Origin of the sequence: Streptomyces sp. NPDC047880 (assembly GCF_040706515.1) — a bacterium.
In the GTDB taxonomy this organism is placed as follows: domain Bacteria; phylum Actinomycetota; class Actinomycetes; order Streptomycetales; family Streptomycetaceae; genus Streptomyces.
Genome location: NZ_JBEZOK010000008.1, coordinates 251012 through 270782 on the forward strand (window position 1 = coordinate 251012; position 19771 = coordinate 270782).

General features: G+C 70.4%; 17 protein-coding genes and 1 pseudogene. 8 read left to right on the plus strand and 10 right to left on the minus strand.

Annotated features, from left to right (window positions below; translation table 11 throughout):
• Positions 1-70 precede the first annotated feature (70 nt).
• The gene (locus tag AB0937_RS15740) at positions 71-490 is read left to right on the plus strand and encodes a hypothetical protein (protein WP_366712154.1); all 420 of its coding nucleotides are present in this window, start codon (positions 71-73) and stop codon (positions 488-490) included.
• 296 nt (positions 491-786) lie between these two features.
• On the opposite strand, the gene AB0937_RS15745 is transcribed toward AB0937_RS15740, so the two are convergent.
• Positions 787-1815 carry a hypothetical protein gene (locus AB0937_RS15745; protein ID WP_366712156.1) on the minus strand — a complete coding sequence of 343 codons (1029 nt, stop codon included), beginning with the start codon at positions 1813-1815 and terminating at the stop codon, positions 787-789.
• A gap of 303 nt (positions 1816-2118) precedes the next feature.
• On the opposite strand from AB0937_RS15745, the gene AB0937_RS15750 reads away from it, so the two are divergent.
• Positions 2119-2880, plus strand: coding sequence for an amidase domain-containing protein (locus AB0937_RS15750; RefSeq protein WP_366712157.1), 762 nt, complete (start codon positions 2119-2121; stop codon positions 2878-2880).
• A complete protein-coding gene (locus tag AB0937_RS15755; RefSeq protein WP_366712159.1) occupies positions 2880-3365 on the plus strand; it encodes a hypothetical protein in 486 nt (161 codons plus the stop codon). The genes AB0937_RS15750 and AB0937_RS15755 overlap by 1 nt, the downstream gene beginning before the upstream one ends.
• A gap of 57 nt (positions 3366-3422) precedes the next feature.
• Here AB0937_RS15755 and AB0937_RS15760 read toward each other — a convergent pair whose 3' ends face one another.
• The gene (locus AB0937_RS15760) at positions 3423-3713 is read right to left on the minus strand and encodes a DUF397 domain-containing protein (protein ID WP_366712161.1); all 291 of its coding nucleotides are present in this window, start codon (positions 3711-3713) and stop codon (positions 3423-3425) included.
• On the minus strand, positions 3694-4548 hold the full coding sequence (locus tag AB0937_RS15765) for a helix-turn-helix transcriptional regulator (protein WP_366712162.1): 855 nt from the start codon (positions 4546-4548) through the stop codon (positions 3694-3696). Before AB0937_RS15765 ends, AB0937_RS15760 begins: the two co-directional genes overlap by 20 nt.
• A gap of 157 nt (positions 4549-4705) precedes the next feature.
• Between AB0937_RS15765 and AB0937_RS15770 the strand changes: the two genes are divergently transcribed.
• Together AB0937_RS15770 and AB0937_RS15775 are read left to right on the plus strand one after the other, a co-directional pair.
• Entirely contained in the window at positions 4706-4906 is a 201-nt protein-coding gene (locus AB0937_RS15770; RefSeq protein WP_366712164.1) for a hypothetical protein, read from the plus strand.
• A pseudogene (locus AB0937_RS15775) lies at positions 4906-5344 on the plus strand (ATP-binding protein). The gene AB0937_RS15770 and the pseudogene AB0937_RS15775 overlap by 1 nt, the downstream one beginning before the upstream one ends.
• A 201-nt stretch (positions 5345-5545) precedes the next feature.
• Here the strand turns inward: AB0937_RS15775 and AB0937_RS15780 are convergent.
• Positions 5546-7375, minus strand: coding sequence for a phosphoenolpyruvate carboxykinase (GTP) (locus AB0937_RS15780; RefSeq protein ID WP_366712165.1), 1830 nt, complete (start codon positions 7373-7375; stop codon positions 5546-5548).
• Positions 7376-7704: 329 nt separating this feature from the next.
• Between AB0937_RS15780 and AB0937_RS15785 the strand changes: the two genes are divergently transcribed.
• The 3 genes from AB0937_RS15785 (at position 7705) to AB0937_RS15795 (ending at position 9896) form a co-directional block, all read left to right on the plus strand.
• A complete protein-coding gene (locus AB0937_RS15785) occupies positions 7705-8418 on the plus strand; it encodes a hemolysin III family protein (protein ID WP_366712167.1) in 714 nt (237 codons plus the stop codon).
• An 82-nt stretch (positions 8419-8500) separates the two neighbouring features.
• The gene (locus AB0937_RS15790) at positions 8501-9127 is read left to right on the plus strand and encodes a TetR family transcriptional regulator (protein WP_366712168.1); all 627 of its coding nucleotides are present in this window, start codon (positions 8501-8503) and stop codon (positions 9125-9127) included.
• A 34-nt stretch (positions 9128-9161) separates the two neighbouring features.
• The gene (locus AB0937_RS15795; RefSeq protein ID WP_366712170.1) at positions 9162-9896 is read left to right on the plus strand and encodes a Mut7-C RNAse domain-containing protein; all 735 of its coding nucleotides are present in this window, start codon (positions 9162-9164) and stop codon (positions 9894-9896) included.
• A gap of 126 nt (positions 9897-10022) precedes the next feature.
• Here AB0937_RS15795 and AB0937_RS15800 read toward each other — a convergent pair whose 3' ends face one another.
• The 6 genes from AB0937_RS15800 to AB0937_RS15825 all read right to left on the minus strand — a co-directional run bounded on the left by AB0937_RS15800 (position 10023) and on the right by AB0937_RS15825 (position 19570).
• Positions 10023-10628 (minus strand): dihydrofolate reductase family protein, encoded by a 606-nt coding sequence (locus AB0937_RS15800; protein WP_366712171.1) that lies wholly within the window; start codon positions 10626-10628, stop codon positions 10023-10025.
• A 240-nt stretch (positions 10629-10868) separates the two neighbouring features.
• Entirely contained in the window at positions 10869-13271 is a 2403-nt protein-coding gene (locus tag AB0937_RS15805) for a galactose oxidase early set domain-containing protein (protein WP_366712173.1), read from the minus strand.
• Positions 13268-14467 (minus strand): glycosyltransferase family 2 protein, encoded by a 1200-nt coding sequence (locus AB0937_RS15810; RefSeq protein ID WP_366712174.1) that lies wholly within the window; start codon positions 14465-14467, stop codon positions 13268-13270. Before AB0937_RS15810 ends, AB0937_RS15805 begins: the two co-directional genes overlap by 4 nt.
• A complete protein-coding gene (locus tag AB0937_RS15815) occupies positions 14464-16113 on the minus strand; it encodes a phospholipid carrier-dependent glycosyltransferase (protein ID WP_366712175.1) in 1650 nt (549 codons plus the stop codon). Before AB0937_RS15815 ends, AB0937_RS15810 begins: the two co-directional genes overlap by 4 nt.
• Positions 16110-17393, minus strand: a complete 1284-nt coding sequence (locus AB0937_RS15820; protein ID WP_366712176.1) for a glycosyltransferase — start codon at positions 17391-17393, stop codon at positions 16110-16112. Before AB0937_RS15820 ends, AB0937_RS15815 begins: the two co-directional genes overlap by 4 nt.
• 146 nt (positions 17394-17539) lie before the next feature.
• Positions 17540-19570: a thioredoxin domain-containing protein gene (locus AB0937_RS15825; protein ID WP_366712177.1), complete on the minus strand. Its 2031-nt coding sequence runs from the start codon at positions 19568-19570 to the stop codon at positions 17540-17542.
• Between the last annotated feature and the right edge of the window lie 201 nt (positions 19571-19771).

Below are 19771 nucleotides of genomic sequence, written 5' to 3' on the forward strand. Positions count from 1 at the left end.
TGTGAACGAATCAACTTTAGACGAAATCCAAGCTAGGATGGCTTCCTGTTGGAACTCAGGAGGCCCTCCCATGTACGAACCGATCCGCACCAAGTCGGTCCACAGCACGGTGGACGGCCCCGACCCCGACTTCCCGCACCGTTCCCGCGAGGAGGAGCTGGACATTCAGCTCGCGGGCCACCTGGCCGCGCTGCTCGCCGTCACGGACGAGCTGCGTGCACTGGAGGGCTCGCCCGACCTGGACGCCGCGGCGGAACGGCTCGCGGAGCAGGTGGGCAGGCTGCGCGGCGGACGCACTCCGGCACGCGCCCCGATGAGCGGCCGGCGCGATCGCGGCACGGCGGCCCTGCACCGGCGGGCGCACGCCCTGGCGGGCCGGGCGCTGGTCGTCGCCGCGTCCCGCGCCGACACGGCGGCGGCGATCCTGGCCGCCGAGCGGATGGACGCCCACACGGCGGCCCTGGAGCCCCGCGAACTCGCGTCCCGCTGAGCCCCTCGGGGGCTCCCCCAATACGGCCCCGGTCCGCGCGCACCCGCAGCGACGCGCGGACCGGGCGCCATCAGCCCCTTCGTGAGGGCCATCGGGTGCCCGTACCCGGTGGCTCACGCCTACTGTGAATCGCGCCGCGATCACCCGGTCACCCGAAACGTCGGCCTCCCACGGGTGTCGGCTGCCCGGCTGCCGCCCTCGGCCGTCGGCCACCCGACTCCCCCTTCGGCCGTCGCCCCGCCGTGGCCGCGTACGGCTGGGACTACGCGCGGCCGGGGACAACGGGACACGTCGGATCAGCCGGAGCGCCGCGCACCGAGGGCGGTGACGACGTGACGGAAGATCACGCGGCCGCCCTCCTCCTCCGTCGCCTCCGCCCGCGTCAGGACGCCTGTCTCCGGGTCGACGGTGAAGCCGCACGTCAGGCTCTCATCAGGAGCCCAGGCGCTGAGCGGAAAGGTGCGCAGCGGACGGACACCCGCCCGTACGGAGGTCGCCGAGACGGCCGTGACGTGCGCCAGGTGGGACACGATCCTGGCGGGCGCGAGCAGTTCGGCCAGCCGGGCCGCAGGCGGGCTCGTCGCGTCCGGCGCGTAGTCCCCGGTGACCGTCAATTCCCGCCCACCGACCGAGACCGTCCAGGACCGGGCCGACGGCTCGCCCGTGAAGGCCAGGTCCTCGAACGGGTCGGCCTCGACGGCGACGTCGGCCGTCAGCCGGACGGGCTCGACCAGGGTCCTGGCCATCCGCGCCACCACCCGCCCCGCCGCAGCCGACGACCGCGCGTCGCGGACGCTCACCTCATGGACCCGGGCCGTGGCCAGCGGGCCTCGGTCGTCGTGGAGCGTGGCGGACGACAGGAAACCCGTGACCGGGTCGAGCCGCACGCTCAGAGTCCGGGCACCGGGCGGCAACCAGGCGTCGGCGGGGTCGGCGAACAACGGGTGCGGAACCAGGAAGAGTTCGACGTACCCCTCACCACGCTCGGCCCGCGTCACCGCCCCGATCCCCCGGATCAGCCGGGCAGGGTCGAACAGGACGGCCCACGGCTCGTCGGAGTCCTCCTCGCGGAGCAGGGCGGGCGAGACCACGTCCAGCCGGGAGGTCCGCGATCCCCCGGACCGCCGCGAGGCACGTCCGCCACTCGTCCCGGAGCCGAACCGCCCCCCGAACTCCGGCTCGAACTCCCGCTCCTCATGCCCGATCTCGACCACCGCGTCCACCCGCGCGTCCTCGGCGACCGCCGCGGCAATCCGGGACAACGCCCAGGCGGTCAGCGCGTCGTGCTCTGCGGGCGGGTCGCCCAGCCAGTGGGTAGTTGCCATGATGCCCAGGTCTCCTCGGCGCCGGGACGATCCGGTGCCCACTGCACGTACAGTACGCGGTACGGGTGGCCGGCAGGCGGCGCGCCCACGGTCTCGATCGTGTACGAGCGGTCCCGTCTCCTTGATCCGGCAGCCCGGTTCGCTGCTCCCCACCCCGCAGGCCAGGATCTTCTGCCCCCACGTGTCCTCGTCCGGGATGCGGGACTCGTCGATCCTGCTGTGCAGCATGAACGAGACCGGTTTGACTGCCAGCGGCAAATACTCGTCTGTCGAGAACGGGCAGGACGCACTGATATTCATCGCATGCTTCGCTGCCATGATCATCATGCTGTACGTACTCATGAAGATTTCTCCGGACAGGAGACGCCCGTACTGCGCGGCAAGCTCAACGCGCAGCAGTACGAGCAGCGACTGTCCAAGGGGGACGACGCCTTGGGAACCGTGACGTACGGCAGCGTGGAGAGCGATGTCTCGCCCACCGCGCTCACGCGACAGGTCCCCGACAGCCCTGCCGCGCTCGGCATGGCAACGGCGCAGTTCGGAGCCTTCGGCAGCATCAGCCGCAGCGGCACGTCCGAGTGGGCGAAGAAGCACTGGAACTCCCGGCACGAATACAGCCAGGACTGCACCAACTTCGTTTCCAAGGCGCTGTATCACGGCGGGGGCATGCGCATGAAGGGCGTGAGCAAGGACAGGAAGAGCACCAACAACTGGTGGCGTACGAAGCACTCGTCGCCACCGCACTCCGGGGGCGGGTTCTACTATCTGTGGTCCCACACGTGGACGGTCGCCGACAAGATGGAGACCTTCCTCTCCAAGCACAGCGCCGGCATCGTGAACACCGAGTCGAAGCAGAAGGAGGCCAAGGTCGGTGACGTGGTCTTCTTCAACTGGGGTGGCAGGGGCGGCTGGGACCACGCGGGCGTCGTCACCAAGATGAAGAACGGCAAGGCCTACGTGAGCGCCCACAACAACAACCGTCTGTACCAGCGTCTCGACACCTACGTCAACAGCCAGAGGGGAACGTGGGCGAACATCCACCGAGTCATTCCGGAGTGGTACTGATGCCCCGGACTGCGAAAGCGCAGTGGCTCATCGCCGTAATCGTCGCTCTCTGCGTGGTCGTGGGCGCCCTGGTCTGGTGGTCGAAACGCGATGCGGAACCCTACGCCTTGCGGGACACCCCCGAGGTGCACCTGACGGTCCGGGCCGCCACGTCGACCTATCCCGAGGCCGAAGAGGTCGCGCGCGAGGCCGAGCTGGTGCTCAAGGTCTATGTCCAGCGCCTACGCGACGGTGACGCCGAGGACCTGGCTGACCTCGGCGCTCCGTGGTACACGGGCCGGGAGGCAGCCGCGCGGGGGCTGATCTCCAAGTTCGGCGCCGAGGCCGACCGTCCGGTTCAGGCGGTGGTCGCGGACCCCGTCACACCGGGCCTGGCCAGTGTCGAACTCCGCTACGGAAGCGAAAGCCGCCAGACACTCGACCTCACCCGCGACGACGGAGTGTGGTGGCTGGCCATCGGGAACGGCGACCCGGTGAAACCGTAGGAACAGCAGGCGCTCGGCTGGGGCATCTCAGCCGGGCGCCTCTGTGCCACCTGGCGGTCATACGGCAGGTGCCGACTTGAGGGACGTGACGAAGGACGTCCAGGCCGGTGCCGTGATGGTGAGGACCGGGCCGTGGGGGGCCTTGGAGTCACGGACGGGGACGACGGCGGTGTGGGCGTCACAGACTTCGAGGCAGTCGCCGCCGTCGCCATTGCTGTAGGTGCTCTTGCGCCAGCGGGCGGCGCCGGGGAAGGCCTCGGCCACCTCCACGCAATCGCCGCCGCTTCCGTTGCTGTAGGTGCTCTTGCGCCAGACGGCTGTGCTCAAGTCAACTCCGCTGCTTGCCATTTCGGTCATCCTCAGCCGCTTGCTCGATCAGGGCGAGGGACGCCTCCGGTGGCAGTGCGGCGGCCCTGAGCCGATCGTATGCCTTGCGGTATTGCTTCACGAGGGCCGGATCGTCGATTGTGTCCCCGCTGTACTGCGACTCCAGATAGACCAGCGGTGGGGCATCCGTGAAAGCCATGACCTTCGCCATGCCCATCATCAGCGGGTGCGCCCCGCAGTTCCACGGAAGGATCTGGGGAACGATGCGACGGCGTCGTGCCAGGTCGGCGATGCGCTCCCACTGTTCGGCGTTCCGCTCCGGCGGCAGGATGGGCTGCCGCAGCAGCGACTCCGGCAGGATCACCCAGTACTCCCGGGTCTTGTGGTCGTCCTCGAACAGCCGGGCCCGCGCCAGCCTGGCGGTCACCTTCTCCTCCACGTCCTCGTCCGGTGCCAGGGGATGAGCGGATCGGGTCACCGCCCGCGCATACGCCTCCGTCTGCAACAACCCCGGCACCAGCGTCGGGCACCACTCCTCGATGGTCTCCGCGTGCTGCTCCGCCTCCAGCACCCGCTCGAAGTAGCTCGCGTGCCCTCGTCGCTTCGCCCGTCGCACGTCCTCGCAGCGCCGCCTGAAGAAGCCGTCCGTGCCGAGCACCCGGTCCACGTGCTCGGCGAGTTCCGCCGGCATCCGGCGCGTGCCGCGCTCGATCTCGCTGAGGTGGCTCTGACCGTAGAAGCTGCCCTCGACGAGTTGCTGGAGGGTGAGGCCCGCCTCCTCCCGTTTCCAGCGCAACTCACTGCCGTAGAAGGTCGGGACGCCCGTCGAACCGTCGATGTCCTTGCGCTGCCCCATCGTCCACCGTCCTTGGTGTGCCGTTACCGCCCGCTACCGCATCCCGCACCGCGTACGCGCAGTTCAGGCGCGGGATGCCGATGGGCTGTAACGCTACGGCGCACGGCGGCAGAGTGTGAGGAGTTCGTCACACAGCGCACTGGAAGGTGTGAACCCCATGCACAGCCCCGCCGAAGCCGACGCCTGCGTCCAGGAGTTGCGAGCCGCGCTCGCCGCGCACGGCATCACCCTGCCGTCCCTCGGACTCGATCAACCGGCTCTCGCCTCCCGGCCCGCGCGGCCGCTGATCACGCTCGGTGCCTGCAATCTCCTCACCGCGCAGGCCCTGACCGCAGCTCTCCGGCGGGGTACCGCGTGATGCGGCCCGTGATGACGCTGGAGTTGCTCGCGGCCTCCGGCGAGGTGTCCTGCGTACGGCGGGCGCTGCGCTCGTACGGGACCGACGTGCAGCTGTGCGCGAGCGAGCTCGTCACGAACGTGATCCGGCACGTCGGGGAGGGCGTCCCCGTCACGGTGCGGGTGTGTCGGGCGGAGGGCGGGCGGGTCCGGTTGGGGGTCAGCCGATCCCGACCCCCGGGTGTTGCCCGTTCTGGTCGCGGGCGTCGGCACCGAAGCCGAGTCGGGGCGCGGGCTGGCATTGCTGGACGCGCTGGCCGTGCGGTGGGGCGTGGAGCAGGAGGCCGCTCGTAAGACCGTGTGGTGCGAGCTGTACACCGATACCCCGAAAACGCCCGAGCGCCCCGGTCGACGTAGGCCGTCGGCCGGGGCGCTCGGTCATTCATCGGCACGTTCGTGAGCCCGCGGAGCGAGCCGCGCCGAGCGGGCGGGAGAGGGCCTGTCGCCGCCGGTTTCCGTCGGGGCGGACGGATGGCGGCGACAGGCCCGGAACCCCGCACGCCGTTGTGCGGGTCCCGCCAGTCGGTTCCGCGGCCGGCCGTGACGATGTTGCTGGTCAGGGCACTGTCGGTTCGGGCCGGCCGCGGAGTTCGGGGAGGGCTCAGCCCAGGCGCTGCACCAGCGCGCGGTACTGGTCCCACAGCTCCTTCGGCGTGTGGTCGCCGAAGGTGTTGAGGTGCTCGGGGACCAGGGCGGCCTCCTCGCGCCAGACCTCCTTGTCCACCGTGAGCAGGAACTCCAGGTCGGACTCGGCCAGCTCCAGGCCGTCGGTGTCGAGGGCCTCCTTGGTCGGCAGGATGCCGATGGGGGTCTCGACGCCCTCGGCCGTGCCCTCCAGGCGCTCCACGATCCACTTCAGGACGCGGCTGTTCTCACCGAAGCCGGGCCAGACGAACTTGCCCTCGTCGTTCTTGCGGAACCAGTTGACGTAGTAGATCTTCGGCAGCTTGGACTGGTCCTTGTCCTTGGCCACGTCGACCCAGTGGGCCATGTAGTCGCCCATGTTGTAGCCGCAGAAGGGCAGCATCGCGAACGGGTCGCGGCGCAGCTCGCCGACCTTGCCCTCGGCGGCGGCGGTCTTCTCGGAGGCCACGTTGGCGCCGAGGAAGACACCGTGGTTCCAGTCGAAGGACTCCGTCACCAGCGGCACGGCGGTGGCGCGGCGGCCGCCGAAGAGGATCGCCGAGATCGGCACGCCCTTGGGGTCCTCCCACTCGGGCGCGATGATCGGGCACTGCGAGGCCGGGACGGTGAAGCGGGCGTTGGGGTGCGCGGCCGGGACACCCGACTCGGGCGTCCAGTCGTTGCCCTTCCAGTCCGTGAGGTGGGCCGGGGTCTCCTCCGTCATGCCCTCCCACCAGATGTCGTTGTCGTCGGTGAGGGCGACGTTGGTGAAGACGGAGTTGCCCCAGAGCGTCTTCATCGCGTTGGCGTTGGTGTGCTCGCCGGTGCCGGGGGCGACACCGAAGAAGCCGGCCTCGGGGTTGATGGCGTAGAGGCGGCCGTCCTCGCCGAAGCGCATCCAGGCGATGTCGTCGCCGATGGTCTCGACGGTCCAGCCGGGGACGGTCGGCTCCAGCATGGCGAGGTTGGTCTTGCCGCAGGCGCTCGGGAAGGCCGCCGCGACGTACTTGGCCTCGCCGCGCGGCGGGGTCAGCTTGAGGACGAGCATGTGCTCGGCCAGCCAGCCCTCGTCACGGGCCATGACGGAGGCGATGCGCAGGGCGTAGCACTTCTTGCCGAGCAGGGCGTTGCCGCCGTAGCCCGAGCCGTAGGACCAGATCTCGCGGTCCTCGGGGAAGTGCGAGATGTACTTGGTCTGGTTGCAGGGCCAGGGCACGTCCGCCTGGCCGGGCTCCAGCGGGGCGCCCAGGGTGTGCACGGCCTTGACGAAGAAGCCGTCGGAGCCGAGCTCGTCCAGGACGGCCTGGCCCATGCGGGTCATGGTGCGCATCGAGACGGCGACGTAGGCCGAGTCCGTGATCTCCACGCCGAGTGCGGACAGCGGCGAGCCGAGCGGGCCCATGCAGAAGGGCACGACGTACATGGTGCGGCCGCGCATCGAGCCGCGGAACAGGCCTCCCTGGCCCCCGGAGCCCTGGAAGATCTCCCGCATCTCGGCGGGGGCCTTCCAGTGGTTGGTCGGCCCCGCGTCCTCCTCCTTCTCGGAGCAGATGAACGTCCGGTCCTCGACGCGCGCGACGTCGGTGGGGTCGGAGGCGGCGTAGTAGGAGTGGGGGCGCTTGATCGGGTCGAGTTTGCGGAAGGTGCCCTTCTCGACGAGCTCCTCGCACAGTCGCTCGTACTCGGCCCCGGATCCGTCACACCAGACCACGTTGTCCGGCTGCGTCAGCTCGGCGATCTCGTTGACCCACGAGATCAGCCCCTGATGGGTGGTGGGGACGGTGGGAGCCGCGATGTCGCGCGCCACGATTGCTCCTAAATGAGGGATTTTTTGTGATGTGGAGGCCCCGTGGGGGCTGCGACCCGGATGCTTCTGGGTGGATCTTGGCGCTCATCCGGTGCCGACCGCACTCATTTGATCATCCGACGTATGCGCCCATCTGTCCAGAGGAGCGCACAGGTGAGCAACGTGAGGCTCGCCACGGTTTCCCGCGGCGGCTTTGCGTGCACGTTGCGTTCACCTGGGAGTCCGTTTGCGTAACCACCGCAGGACGGCGGTGAGAGGCTGGCCACTTCTCCGCCCCGCAATGAGCGGCACTGATACGTGACTTACGGTTCCGTAGCTACCATTCGCCCATGACTGCGTTCGTCCCCGACGCGCCCACGGACTCGGCGGCCGACGGCCACGGTCCGAAGGCGCTCTCCCTGCCGCACCCGGTGAAGCCGAAGCTGCGCGGCTGGCTGCACCTGGGCATGTTTCCCGCCGTACTGATCGCGGGCCTGGTACTGACCGCCCTGGCCGACTCCACCAGAGGGCGCATCGCCTGCGGCATCTTCGCTCTGACGGCCTGCCTGCTGTTCGGCGTGAGCGCGCTCTACCACCGGGGCAACTGGAGCCCCCGCATGGACGGCGTCCTGCGCCGGCTGGACCACGCCAACATCTTCCTGATCATCGCGGGCACGTACACGCCGCTGACCATGCTGCTCCTGCCCGGCGCCAAGGGGCAGTGGCTGCTGTGGGGCATCTGGGCCGCGGCCGTGGCCGGCATCCTCTTCCGCGTCTTCTGGGTCGGCGCCCCGCGCTGGCTCTACACGCCGTGCTACATCGCGATGGGCTGGGCGGCCGTCTTCTACCTGCCGGACTTCATGCGGACCGGCGGCATCGCCGTCCTCGTCCTGGTCATCGTCGGCGGCGTGCTCTACAGCGCCGGCGGCGTGGTCTACGGGATCAAGCGGCCGAACCCGTCACCGCGCTGGTTCGGCTTCCACGAGGTGTTCCACTCCTTCACGCTCGCGGCCTTCATCGCGCACTACGTGGGCATCTCGCTGGTGGCGTACCAGCACACGTAGCGCCCTCTCCCCCACCGGGCCACGGCTGCCGGCCGTGGCCCTTCGCATGCCCGGCCCCTTCCGATGGCCGACAATGGCCTGCATGACAGCTCCGAGCACCACCCCAGCCGACCGGCCCCGGCCGGGGCTCCGGGAGCGGAAGAAGATCAAGACCCGCGGGGCGATCCGCGCCGCGGCCTACGCGCTCATCGAGGAGCAGGGCTACGACGCCACGACGATCGAGCAGATCGCCGAGCGCGCCGAGGTGTCGCCGTCGACCGTCTTCCGCTACTTCCCGGCCAAGGAGGACATCGTCGTCACCGACGAGTGGGACCCGGCGATGGCGGCGGAGCTGCGGTCCCGGCCGGCGGACGAGCCGTGGGCCGACAGCCTCCGGCACGTGCTGCGCACGGCCCTCGACCCGGGCCTCGCCGAAGAACCCGAGGTGACCCGGCTGCGGGCCCGGCTCGGGGTCGAGGTACCCGCGGTCCGGGCCCGGATGCTGCAGGGCACCGCAGTCACCGGCCGACTGCTCCGCCAGGCCCTGGCGGAGCGCTCCGGGCTCGATCCCGACGGTCTGGAGCTGCGGGTCTTCGCCATGGCCGTGATGAGCGGGCTGACGGAGGTCTCCCACTACTGGGCCGAGACCGGTCACCGCCACGACGTCCGGGATCTCGTCGACCGCGCCCTGGTCGTTCTGGAACACGGCCTGCCGGCCGGAAAACCCTGAGGCCGGCGCCCTTTCGCCATGGCATCCTGACCGGGTGAACGGTCCCGAGATCCAGGTCGAGTTCGCCCCCGAGCTGCACGTCTTCGTGCCCCGGGCCCGGCAGGGCGCCGTGCGGGCCGCCACCGACGGCGTCTCCAGCCTGGGGCACGTCGTCGAGTCCCTCGGAGTGCCGCTGACCGAGGTCGGCGCGCTGCTCGTGGACGGCCGTGAGGTGCCCTTCGCGCACGTCCCGGCGGCCGGCGAGTCGGTGTCGGTCCGGGCCGTCGCCCGCCCCCAGCAGGTCCCGGGCGCTCCCCTGCGCTTCCTCCTGGACGTGCACCTCGGCACGCTGGCCCGGCGGCTGCGCCTGCTCGGCGTGGACACGGCGTACGAGTCGACCGACATCGGCGACCCGGCGCTGGCGGCGCGTTCGGCGGCCGAGCAGCGGGTGATGCTGAGCCGCGACCGGGGGCTGCTGCGGCGCCGGGAGCTGTGGGCGGGGGCGTTCGTCTACAGCACGCGGCCCGAGGAGCAGCTGCGGGACGTGCTGGACCGGTTCCGGCCCGAGCTGCTGCCCTGGACGCGGTGCACGGCCTGTAACGGGGTGCTGCGTGAGGCGACCAAGGATGAGGTCGCCGATCAGCTGAAGCACGGGACGCATGCGACGTATGACGTGTTCGCGCGATGCGCTGCGTGCGGCCGGGCCTACTGGCGAGGTGCGCACCACGAGCAGTTGGAGGCCATTGTGGAGCAGGCGGTCGCTTTCGCCCGGAGCGCTGTTGAGGGCTGAGCGCCGTCGACCGCGGCCGGCCCACGCCGGCCAGGCCTCAAGCCGATCTCGGTGACCCTATGAGGTCTTGCTCCGCGCCCGCCGGGGCCGGACCGGCGGCTGTCCGGACCAGCGGACGGGGCGACGTCACGCGGGGACGCCGAGCGGCGGACGCTCGAGCACGCGGGGCTTGTACTCGACCAGCTGGATGCGGCCGTCGAAGGTGCGGTGCGCGATCATCTCGAGGGCAACGTCCGGATAGCCGTCGTAGATGCGTTCTTCACCCGTCGCCCCGGTGATCACCGGGAACATCACGACCCGGAAGCGGTCGACGAGTCCGGCCCGTAGCAGGGACCGGCTCAGGCTGAGGCTGCCGATCGTGCTGAGGAGCCCCGAGCCGCTCGACTTCATGGCGCGGACCGCCTCGACGGCGTCGTCGCGGACGAGCGTGGAGTTGGCCCAGGTCAGTGGCTGCTCGAGTGAGGAGGAGAACACCACCTTGGGCGCTTGCGTGAGCTCGTCGACGGATGCCTCTTCTTCGGGCCTGAACTCGTCCTGGCCGCTCGGGACCTGGCCTGCGGCGAAGCCCGACATCAGGCGGTAGGTGTTCGCCCCCATCAGGTAGGTGGCCTCGGGCTGCTCGCCGAGCCATGCGAGGTACTCCGGGCCCTCGAGGCCCCAGAACCCGGGCCATCCCTCTCCCGATGCGTGGCCGTCGAGGGAGGTGATGAAGTCGACGAGAAGCTCCGACATGGCGGTGTCCTTTCCTGGGGTGTCACGAGCTTGGACCGGCCGGGAGCCACAAACTCATCGGCCGCGCCGTGGAGTGACGGGAAAGACGACGCTCCAGCGGCCCAGGAGGTGGGCGCGGTGTGGCTGGTGCCTCGCACCGAGAAGGCTGGGCGCCGGTGACGGTTGATGACCGCGGGGAACCGCGCGACCGTCGTGGCTGGTCGCGCGGTTCCCCACACCCCTGAAAGGGGCGTGCCGCCCCTAGCGCCTGGTCACGTCCCCCGTGCCGCAGGCGATTCCGTCCCTGTTCCTGTCCAGGCCCAGCGGGTCGTCCTTGCCGTTGATCCTCAGGCGGCCGTAGTCGTTGGTCTTGAGCCACCCACAACGTGCCGCCGTCGTCTTCTTCACCTCCGCCGGGAAGTCCGTCGGCACGCAGACGTTGATCGAGCCGTAGTGGCGGTCGCAGCCGGAGACCGTCGGGCTGACCTTCTGCGACGTCCGCTTCTTGCCGGGCTTGACCACCTTGCCCGTGGGCTCGTCCGCGAAGTCGTGGACATGGGCCGAGGCGTCGGTCGCCTTGAGCGCCTGCGGGCCCTGGAGGTGCACCCACTTCGCCACCGACGGCACGCCGTTCGCGTCGACCGCGAAGAGCATGTACCAGCCGGGCGGGGCCAGGTTGGGGTTGCTCGTCACGTTGAGGTCGACGTTGTTGCCGTCGACGGACAGCGGCAGGTCCACGAACCGCTGGTTCGGGTCCGAGGAGTGCGTGACGGCCGCCGGGCGGATCAGTTCGGCCTTGGCGATGGGCCGGTCGACGGTGATCCGCTGGGTGTCACCGTAGTTCCACTCGGTGTCGATGACGGAGGTGATCGCGGGGCGCGGGCCCTTGAACAGGTAGGGCGGGCTGTACACCGACACGTCGTGATTCCAGGTGCCGTTGCCCGGGTTGTCACCGGTCGTCATCACCCGGCCGTCGGGGAGCAGGAACGCCGACGAGTGGTAGCCGCGCGCCTCGGGGTCGGCGGCCACCGGGTCGAAGGTCTCCGACTCGGGGTCGAAGACCGACGTCTCGTACACCGGGTTGGCGCGGTTGTGCAGCGCGCCGCCCGTCTCCAGCACCTTGCCGTCGGGCATGAGCACCGCGGAGACGTACATCTTGCCCTGGTTCCCGGTCTGCGGGACCGCGCCGTTGCCCAGGTCGACCGTGCCCTGCGGGATGGGCGGTCCGGCCACGTACGAGGGGCTGGGCTGCTTGAGGTCGATGATGTCGGTCAGGCGGTTGGCCTCCGGGTTGGAGTCGATGTTGCCGCCGCCGAGGGTGAGGACCTTCTGGTCCTGCGCCGGGGGCAGCAGCACGCTCGCCGACTGGTCGCGCTCGTCCTTGTTCCGCAGGCCGGGCACCTGGGTGGTGGTGTTGGCGCCGTAGTCGTAGATCGCCGAGCCCGTGCCCGGGATGTTGTTGCCGAAGACGTGGCTGCCCGAGTAGAAGAGGCGGCCGTCCTGCATGAGGATCATCGACGGGTACAGACCCCAGTACGACCAGGTCTGGTTGACCTTCCACAGCGGCTGCCACCGCTGCTCGGCTTCGGAGAACAGCTCGGCGGTGACCGAGCCGGTGGAGTCCTCGCGCAGGCCGCCGAAGGAGATGACGTCGCCGTTGCCGAGGAGCGTGGCCGACGGGTACCAGTGGCCGTCGTTCATGTCGTTGGTCTTGGCGTAGGTCTCGGTCTGCGGATCGAAGACGTACGAGTCCTTGAAGCCCTCGTAACCGTGTCCGCCCGGCACCGGGTACGCCTTGTTGCCGCTCATCACCAGCACGCGCCCGTCCTGGAGCTGCACATGACCGGCGCAGAACATGTCCTTCGGGGTGGGGATGACCTTGTAGGTGCCCTTCTGCGGGTCGTACACCGCCGAGGTGAAGGTACCCGCCTCGAACATCGACTCGTCGTTCCCGGAGCCCGCGATCAGCAGCACCTTGCCGTTGCGCAGGACGACCGAGTGCATGGAGCGGACCGGGTTCTGCGTGGGCAGCACGTCCCACTTGCCGTCGGCGCACTGCGCGGCGGTGCCGGTGCACTTCGGGGGCAGGACCGGGTCGGGGACCTGGTCCATCGTGTAGTCGTCGGTGGTGGCGGAGCCGGTGCCGTAGACGGAGACGCCCCAGGAGATGCGGTCGGTGCCGGCCGGGACCTCGGGCGTGCGGACGGTGGCCTCGCTCCAGTTGCCGGCCATGTCCAGCGTCTTGAGGTCGGTCCAGTACTGCCAGCCGGCCGTCGTGTCGTGCCGGAACAGGGTGATCGCCGCGTCCGGGGTCGTCGTCTTGTACCAGAGGCCCAGGTCGTACTGCTTGCCCGGCGTCACCACCGGCGCGCACGCGGCGGACTCGGTGATCAGAGCCTTGCGGTCGCCGTCGACGCGGCGGGTCAGCTCGACCTTCATGGCCTTGGAGCCGGTGTGCGCGTCGGTCGTGGTGGTGAAGGTGAAGTCGTTGTCGCCCCAGCCGGACTTCTCCCAGCAGTACGGCATGCCGTCGCCGCCCGCGGTCTCGAAGCCGGGGTTCTTGATGAGGTTGGCGGCGGAGGCGGACTGGGGTGCGGTCAGGAGCAGACCCGAGGTGAGGCCCGCCACGGACAGGAGCGCGGTCGTTCTGCGTCGAAGGTTCACACGGTTCTCCTTGCGGTGCGGCTCCCGCGTCCGGGCTTCTCGCGGCCCCGGCGCGGCAGGTAGACCAGCGCTTCGGTCCCGGCGAAGCGCAGCACGAACGTCGTCACCAGCGCGAGCGCGGTGGCCGACAGCACGCCCAGGTGGAACTGGTGCACGAACAGGGCGATCAGCGGGATGCGCAGCACCAGGTCGGCGTTGGCGAGCAACGCGAACCGCCCGGCCCTGTCCCACCAGCGCCGGTGCCGGCGCCGCTCGCGGAACAGCAGGTGCTCGATGAGCAGGAAGTTCCAGGCGACGCCGAGCTGGTTGGCGAGGATCTCCGCCGGTACGTAGTGCATGCCGGCGGCGGTCAGCGCCCACAGGCCGACCAGGTTCGGCAGGAAGCCGGTCAGCCCGATCAGGCCGAACCCGACCATGCGCGCCACCGGGGAGGCGGTGCGCAGCCCGGCCAGGTGGCGCAGGAAGCGCAGGCCCTCCTGCGCGGTCGACTTGGACTCCCCGGCGAACCGGTCCTGGAAGACGAAGGGCACCTCGGTGACCCGCCGCGGGCGGCTGCGGACGGCGAGTTCGAGGAGGATCTTGTAGCCGAGCGGCTGGAGGACCTCCGCGGTGACCGCGCTGCGGCGGATCGCGAAGAAGCCGCTCATCGGGTCGCTGATGCCGCGCAGCCGGCGCGGGAACAGCGCCTTGGTCAGCCAGGTCGCGCCACGCGAGACGGCGATGCGGTAGCTGCCCGCGAGCCCGGCCCGGCTGCCGCCCTTGATGTACCGGGAGGCCACGACGAGCCCGGCGCCCGCCCGTTCGCCGGTGGCGACCAGGTCGGGCACGAGGGACGGCGGGTGCTGGCAGTCGCCGTCCATGACGACGATCCAGTCCGAGGTGGCCGCCTTCAGGCCCTCGACGACCGCGCCGCCGAGCCCGCCCACCGGCTCCTCGCGGTGCAGCACGGTCACCGGGAACGGGCAGTCCTGCGCCGCCTTCTCGATGACCTCGGGCGTGTCGTCGGTGGAGTCGTCCACGAAGACGACCTCACAGGGCAGCCGGGCCGGAACGGTCTCGGTGATCTGGTGCAGCAACTGCCGTACGTTCGCCGACTCGTTGAAGGTCGGTACGACGATGGTGACCGCGCCCGGCTCGGGGATCTCGGTGGGCTCGGTCTCGACGACCTCACCGGGGACGGTGTGTTCCTGGCTCATCGCCTGCCTCCGGCGGTCGTCTGGATCTGACGGATCTCGATACGGTCCTCGCCGGTGCCGAAGGTGGCGACCGGCTCGGAGTGCTCCATGGCGGCCTTGACGTTGGGCAGGTCGGCCGCGTCCCGCCGCACGGTCGGCGAGGCGACGACGTAGTCGAGGTCCTTCCAGCCGCGCGGCATGGTCTTCGTCACCGCCGGGTCGAGGTCGGCCTTGTAGAACCAGATGACGCCGAGGCCGGGCCGGTAGCCCTGGTGCACCAGGTCCAGCCAGAGCGCGTCGTCGACCAGCACCCGGGTGCGCCCCGGGTCGTCGACCTCCGTGGCCAGCCACTTCGACGCGGCCTTGTAGGGGGCGTTGGCGTCGGTGGTGACGGCCGTGCGGGCGCCGTCGTACCAGTGCGGGACGACGTAGGCGCCGGCGGCCAGGGCGAGGACGGCGGCGAGCGCGTACCGGCCCGCGCTGACGTACCGTTTCTCCGCCTCGGAGCGCCAGCGGCTCAGCACGGCGTGGGCGACGGAGGCGGTGCCTCCGGCGAGGACCAGCGCGAGGAACGGCAGGGCCTGGATGACGTACATGGCGGGCAGGTAGCCGTTGGGGCGCAGGGCCAGCGCGGCGAAGATCGCGACGGCCAGGGCGGGCCCGGCGAGCGCTCGGGCGGTGACCGACCAGCGCCAGGTGAGGAGCAGCAGCAGGGCGCCCGCGAGGCCGCCGAGCGGCAGGATCCGGTCGTAGTAGAGCCACGACTGGAGCACGCCCCAGGAGCCGGAGCCCTGGTCGAGGATGAAGCCCGAACCGGGTCTGGTCATCTGGTACTTGACGCCGTCCCAGAGGGACACGTGCCCGGCGCCCGGCATCAACTCGCCCTTGAGCAGGGCGAACAGCGGGTACGCGAAGCCGATCAGGGCACAGGCCGTGACGGCTCCGGTGAGGGCGAACTTGCGGGTGTCCCGGTGGCTGTGGCGCCACATGGTGAGGAACAGGGCGGGCAGGACGACGAGCATCGTCTCCTTGGTGAGCACGGCCGTGGCGGCGGCGATGCCCGCTCCGAAGTGGTGCCAGAGGTGACGGCTCGGGGATGCCGCCAGCGTGAAGGCCAGCAGCGTCCACATCACCGCGAGGTTGTCGAGGAAGATCTCCCGCTGGAGCACGATCGACAGCGGCGACAGCCCGAAGAACACCATGCCGAGCGCGGCCGCCCAGCGGGGCAGCGCCAGGCGCCGGCCCAGCACGAAGACCAGGACCGCGCTGATGCCGCTGATCACCAGCATCGCGGCGCGCATGGTGCCCACCGTCATCGACTCGGGGCTGATCAGCGCGGGGATCCAGGTCAGCAGGGCGATCTGGATCCAGCCGAGGGGCGGATGGTCGTACCAGTAGGTGTAGTGGGCGAGTCCGTCGCCCTGCTGGACCGACCAGGCCTGGGCGAGATAGGTGCCCTCGTCGTCGCTGAGGGCCGGGTAGTCGGCGATGTTCCAGCCCTGCACGACGAGGATCGCCACGAGGAGGACACCGCACAGGAGCAGGTCGGGCCGGGAGGAGCGCAGCCGGCTCGGCGGCTCGACTCGGCGGTGCGCACCGGTGCGGGGCGCGGGCCCGCGCTGCGCGGGGATCTTCGCAGCGGTCACCGCGGGAAGGGTGGAGGTCACGCGGGAACGTCCTCTCGGGTCGCGTCCTGCCGGTTCACGGCCGGCTCGTCGAGGTGCGCGCCGACGTGGGTCGTCAGCTCCCAGTCGTTGCGGCCGCGCTGCTCACGCCAGACGGCCCGCACGGCCGCGCCGGCGAGGAGGACCTGGTAGAAGGGGCCGCCCACGACCAGCTTCAGGTAGTGCGCGAAGCGGACGCGCAGCCCGTACTGCTTGCCGAAGTCGTGCAGCCCGACGATCTCGAAGACGAAGGTGACCAGGGCGGTGACGGCCGGCAGGAAGGTGATGAAGGCGATGCCGACGGGCACGTCCAGGAACAGGGCGATCGCCACGTTGAGCGGGATGATCAGGCCGGTGAAGGCCTGCATGAACGGCGTCATCAGGGTGTAGCGGGCCAGCAGCCGCTGCCCGAGCGTGGGCAGTTGCTTCCAGTCCTTCTTCCGGTACACCTGGAGGAAGCCCTGGTTCCAGCGGGTGCGCTGCTTCAGCAGGGACATCAGCGAGCCCGGGGTCTCCTCGCGGGTCACCATGTCGGAGTCGTAGGCGACGACGACCTTCTTGCCCACGCTGGACAGGCGCACGCCCAGGTCGCAGTCCTCGGCGAGGCAGTTCGGGTCCCAGCCGTCGGCTTCCCTGAGGACGTCCGTGCGGACGAAGACGGTGTTGCCGCCGAGCGGAATGAAACCTTTCTGCGCGTGCAGGTGGAGCCGCGAGCGGAACCAGAAGAAGTACTCCAGGCAGTTGCGCAGGCTGTACCAGCTGGAGTGGAAGTTGATCAGCTGCACCCCGCCCTGGACGACGTCCGCGCCGGTGGTGAGGAAGGCGTGGTCGACGTGGGCGAGGAGCTCGGGGTGGACCTGGTCCTCCGCGTCGAAGACCCCGACGACGTCGCCGCGGCAGTGCGGCAGGGCCGTGTTCATGGCCTTCGGCTTGTTCTTCTTCTCGTGCGTGTCGACGACGACCCGGACCCGTGGGTCACGCGCGGCGGCCTGCTCGGCGACCGCGGTGGTCTCCGGGTCGTCGTGCCCGACGATCACGATGATCTCGAAGTCGGTGTGGCTCGACTCCAGCAGTCGCTGGATCGTGTGGTCCAGCACCGCCTGTTCGTGCCGGGCGGGCAGCAGCAGCGAGAAGGAGACGTGTTCGTCCCCGTCCGGGCTGCTGAACCGGGTGGAGGCGAGCACTTCCGGCGTGCGCCAGGCGTGCATCTGCCACCACAGGGTGAACGCCGCCATCCAGAACAGGGCAAGCGAAACAGCAGCGATGAAGACAGACGTCAGCAAACAGATCCCCCCAGATCCCAGAACCCCCTGTCGTGACGGTGGGCCGGTGGGGCCTCGTCCGCCACGTCACTGTGCAGAGATTAGGGGGGAACCGTGAAGCCCGGGGGCTGTTCAGATAAAGAGCATGTTTCCGTTGATACGTGACTTCAGCCACTCAAGACCGTACTCAGCCGGTCAGGCTCGGTCGTCGGGGCATCGCATGTGAAGTTACGGCAGACGTACGCGGCCGGTTCACCGCCGACCAGCGGACGGTCCGCGAGCAGGGGAAACTCCTCGCTCTCCGGGACGCCCACGGCGACCACCGCACCGGGGGCGGTGCCCAGAAGTGCCGTGCGGTGCAGGGCCCTTGTGCCCTCGTCGTCCAGGGCCGGACCCACGATCGCGACCTCGCGCGGCCCGTCCAGCAGCGCCTCCGCCGCGGCCAGCCCCCAGCCGATGAAGCGGGGCACCCGCGGTCCAAGCGCCTTCACGACACCCAACGCCCGCTCGGCGGCGGCCCGGTGGGGCTCGGACCCGGTGTGCGCGGCGTAGCCCAGCAGGGCGTTCGCCGCCGCGGTCCAGCCGGACGGGGCCGCGTTGTCGGTCGGGTCCTGCGGGCGGCGGATCAACTGCTCGGCGTCGGCCGCGGTGTCGTACAGCGCACCCGACGCGGGGTCGGTGAACCGGACCAGGACGTGGTCGAGGAGGAACCCTGCGAACTCCAGCCAGACGCCCTCCCCGGTGACGGACGCGAGCGCCAGGAAGCCCTCCGCCACATCCGCGTAGTCCTCCAGCACGCCCGCGTTGGCGCCGGCGTGCCCGTCCTTGCTGGTGCGGGTCAGCCGGGCCTGCTCGTCCAGGTGCAGCCGCACCAGGAGGTCGGCCGCGGCGACGGCGGCCTCGACCAGGTCGGGCCGGTCGAAGTAGGCGCCGGTCTCGGCGAGCGCGGCGATCGCGAGGCCGTTCCAGGCGGCGACGACCTTGTCGTCCCGGCCCGGCGCCGGTCGCCGGGACCGTTCGGCGAGCAGCCGCTCCCGGATCGAGGCGACCTTCTCGGCGTCGAACACACCGTCCCGTACGGGTAGTTGCAGGACGGACGCGCCCTTCTCGAACGTGCCCTCCTCGGTCACGCCGAAGACCTGCGCCGCGAGGTCGGCGTCCTGCTCGCCGAGGACCTCCCGCAGCTGCCGGGGCGTCCACACGTAGTACGCGCCCTCGACGTGCCGGCCCGTGCCGTCGTCGCTGTCGGCGTCCAGCGCGGAGGCGAACCCGCCCTCGTTCGTGCGCAGTTCGCGGACCATGAAGTCGGCGGTCTCCAGGGCGACCCGGCGTGCGAGCTCGGAGCCGGTGGACCGCCAGAGGTGGGCGTAGACCCGGCACAGCAGGGCGTTGTCGTACAGCATCTTCTCGAAGTGCGGCACGACCCAGTCGCGGTCGACGGAGTAGCGGGCGAAGCCGCCCCCGAGCTGGTCGTACATCCCGCCCCGGGCCATGCGCTCGCAGGTGTCCCGCGCCATCTGCAGGGCCCCCTCGGCGCCGGTGCGGGCGTGATGGCGCAGCAGGAACTCCAGCACCATGGACGGCGGGAACTTCGGCGCCCCGCCGAACCCGCCGCGCTGCGGGTCGTACTCCCGGGTGAGCCCGAGCAGCGCCTGCGCGAGCTCCTCCTCGCCGGGGGTGCTCGCGTCGCCGAAGGAGATCTCCCGCCCGGCCAGGTCCCGGACGATCTTCCCGGCGACCTCGGTCACCTCGTCCCGCCGCTCGTCCCACGCCTGGTGCACACCCTGGAGCACCTGCCGGAACGAGGGCATGCCCTGGCGGGGAGCGGGCGGGAAGTACGTGCCGAAGTAGAACGGCTCGGCGTCCGGAGTGAGGAAGACGGTCATGGGCCAGCCGCCCTGGCCGGTCGCCGCCTGCACGGCCTCCATGTAGACGGCGTCCACGTCGGGACGCTCCTCACGGTCGACCTTCACGCTCACGTAGTGCGCGTTGAGATACTCGGCGGTCTCCCGGTCCTCGAAGGACTCGTGCGCCATCACGTGACACCAGTGACACGCAGAGTAACCGACCGACAGCAGCACGGGCACATCGCGCCGTTTTGCTTCCTCGAATGCCGCCGGACCCCATGGCCACCAATCGACCGGATTATCGGCATGTTGCAACAGATAGGGCGAGGTCACACCAGCCAGCCGGTTCATGCGATCCAGCCTCTCACAACACCCCACCAGGCACACGAAGCCCGCGCGCGCCCGCGCGCAGAAGCCGCCCGCGTCCGATGGCCCGGCTGCTCGCCCGAGGGCCGAGTACGGGGTGTGCACCCGTGGCCGAGTTCGTCCCGGACGAGGTGACGCAGTTCCCCGGGGTCGAGTCCGGCCCGCTCCGGCGTGCCGTCGCGCAGT

Bases quoted from the DNA above. Each gene is read 5' to 3' on its own strand.
- AB0937_RS15760 (WP_366712161.1), bottom strand. From the start codon at position 3,713: ATGGCAAGCAGCGGAGTTGACTTGAGCACAGCCGTCTGGCGCAAGAGC.
- AB0937_RS15740 (WP_366712154.1), top strand. From the start codon at position 71: ATGTACGAACCGATCCGCACCAAGTCGGTCCACAGCACGGTGGACGGC.
- AB0937_RS15755 (WP_366712159.1), top strand. From the start codon at position 2,880: ATGCCCCGGACTGCGAAAGCGCAGTGGCTCATCGCCGTAATCGTCGCT.
- AB0937_RS15745 (WP_366712156.1), bottom strand. From the start codon at position 1,815: ATGGCAACTACCCACTGGCTGGGCGACCCGCCCGCAGAGCACGACGCG.
- AB0937_RS15765 (WP_366712162.1), bottom strand. From the start codon at position 4,548: ATGGGGCAGCGCAAGGACATCGACGGTTCGACGGGCGTCCCGACCTTC.
- AB0937_RS15790 (WP_366712168.1), top strand. From the start codon at position 8,501: ATGACAGCTCCGAGCACCACCCCAGCCGACCGGCCCCGGCCGGGGCTC.
- AB0937_RS15750 (WP_366712157.1), top strand. From the start codon at position 2,119: ATGCTTCGCTGCCATGATCATCATGCTGTACGTACTCATGAAGATTTC.
- AB0937_RS15785 (WP_366712167.1), top strand. From the start codon at position 7,705: ATGACTGCGTTCGTCCCCGACGCGCCCACGGACTCGGCGGCCGACGGC.
- AB0937_RS15800 (WP_366712171.1), bottom strand. From the start codon at position 10,628: ATGTCGGAGCTTCTCGTCGACTTCATCACCTCCCTCGACGGCCACGCA.
- AB0937_RS15770 (WP_366712164.1), top strand. From the start codon at position 4,706: ATGCACAGCCCCGCCGAAGCCGACGCCTGCGTCCAGGAGTTGCGAGCC.
- AB0937_RS15810 (WP_366712174.1), bottom strand. From the start codon at position 14,467: ATGAGCCAGGAACACACCGTCCCCGGTGAGGTCGTCGAGACCGAGCCC.
- AB0937_RS15825 (WP_366712177.1), bottom strand. From the start codon at position 19,570: ATGAACCGGCTGGCTGGTGTGACCTCGCCCTATCTGTTGCAACATGCC.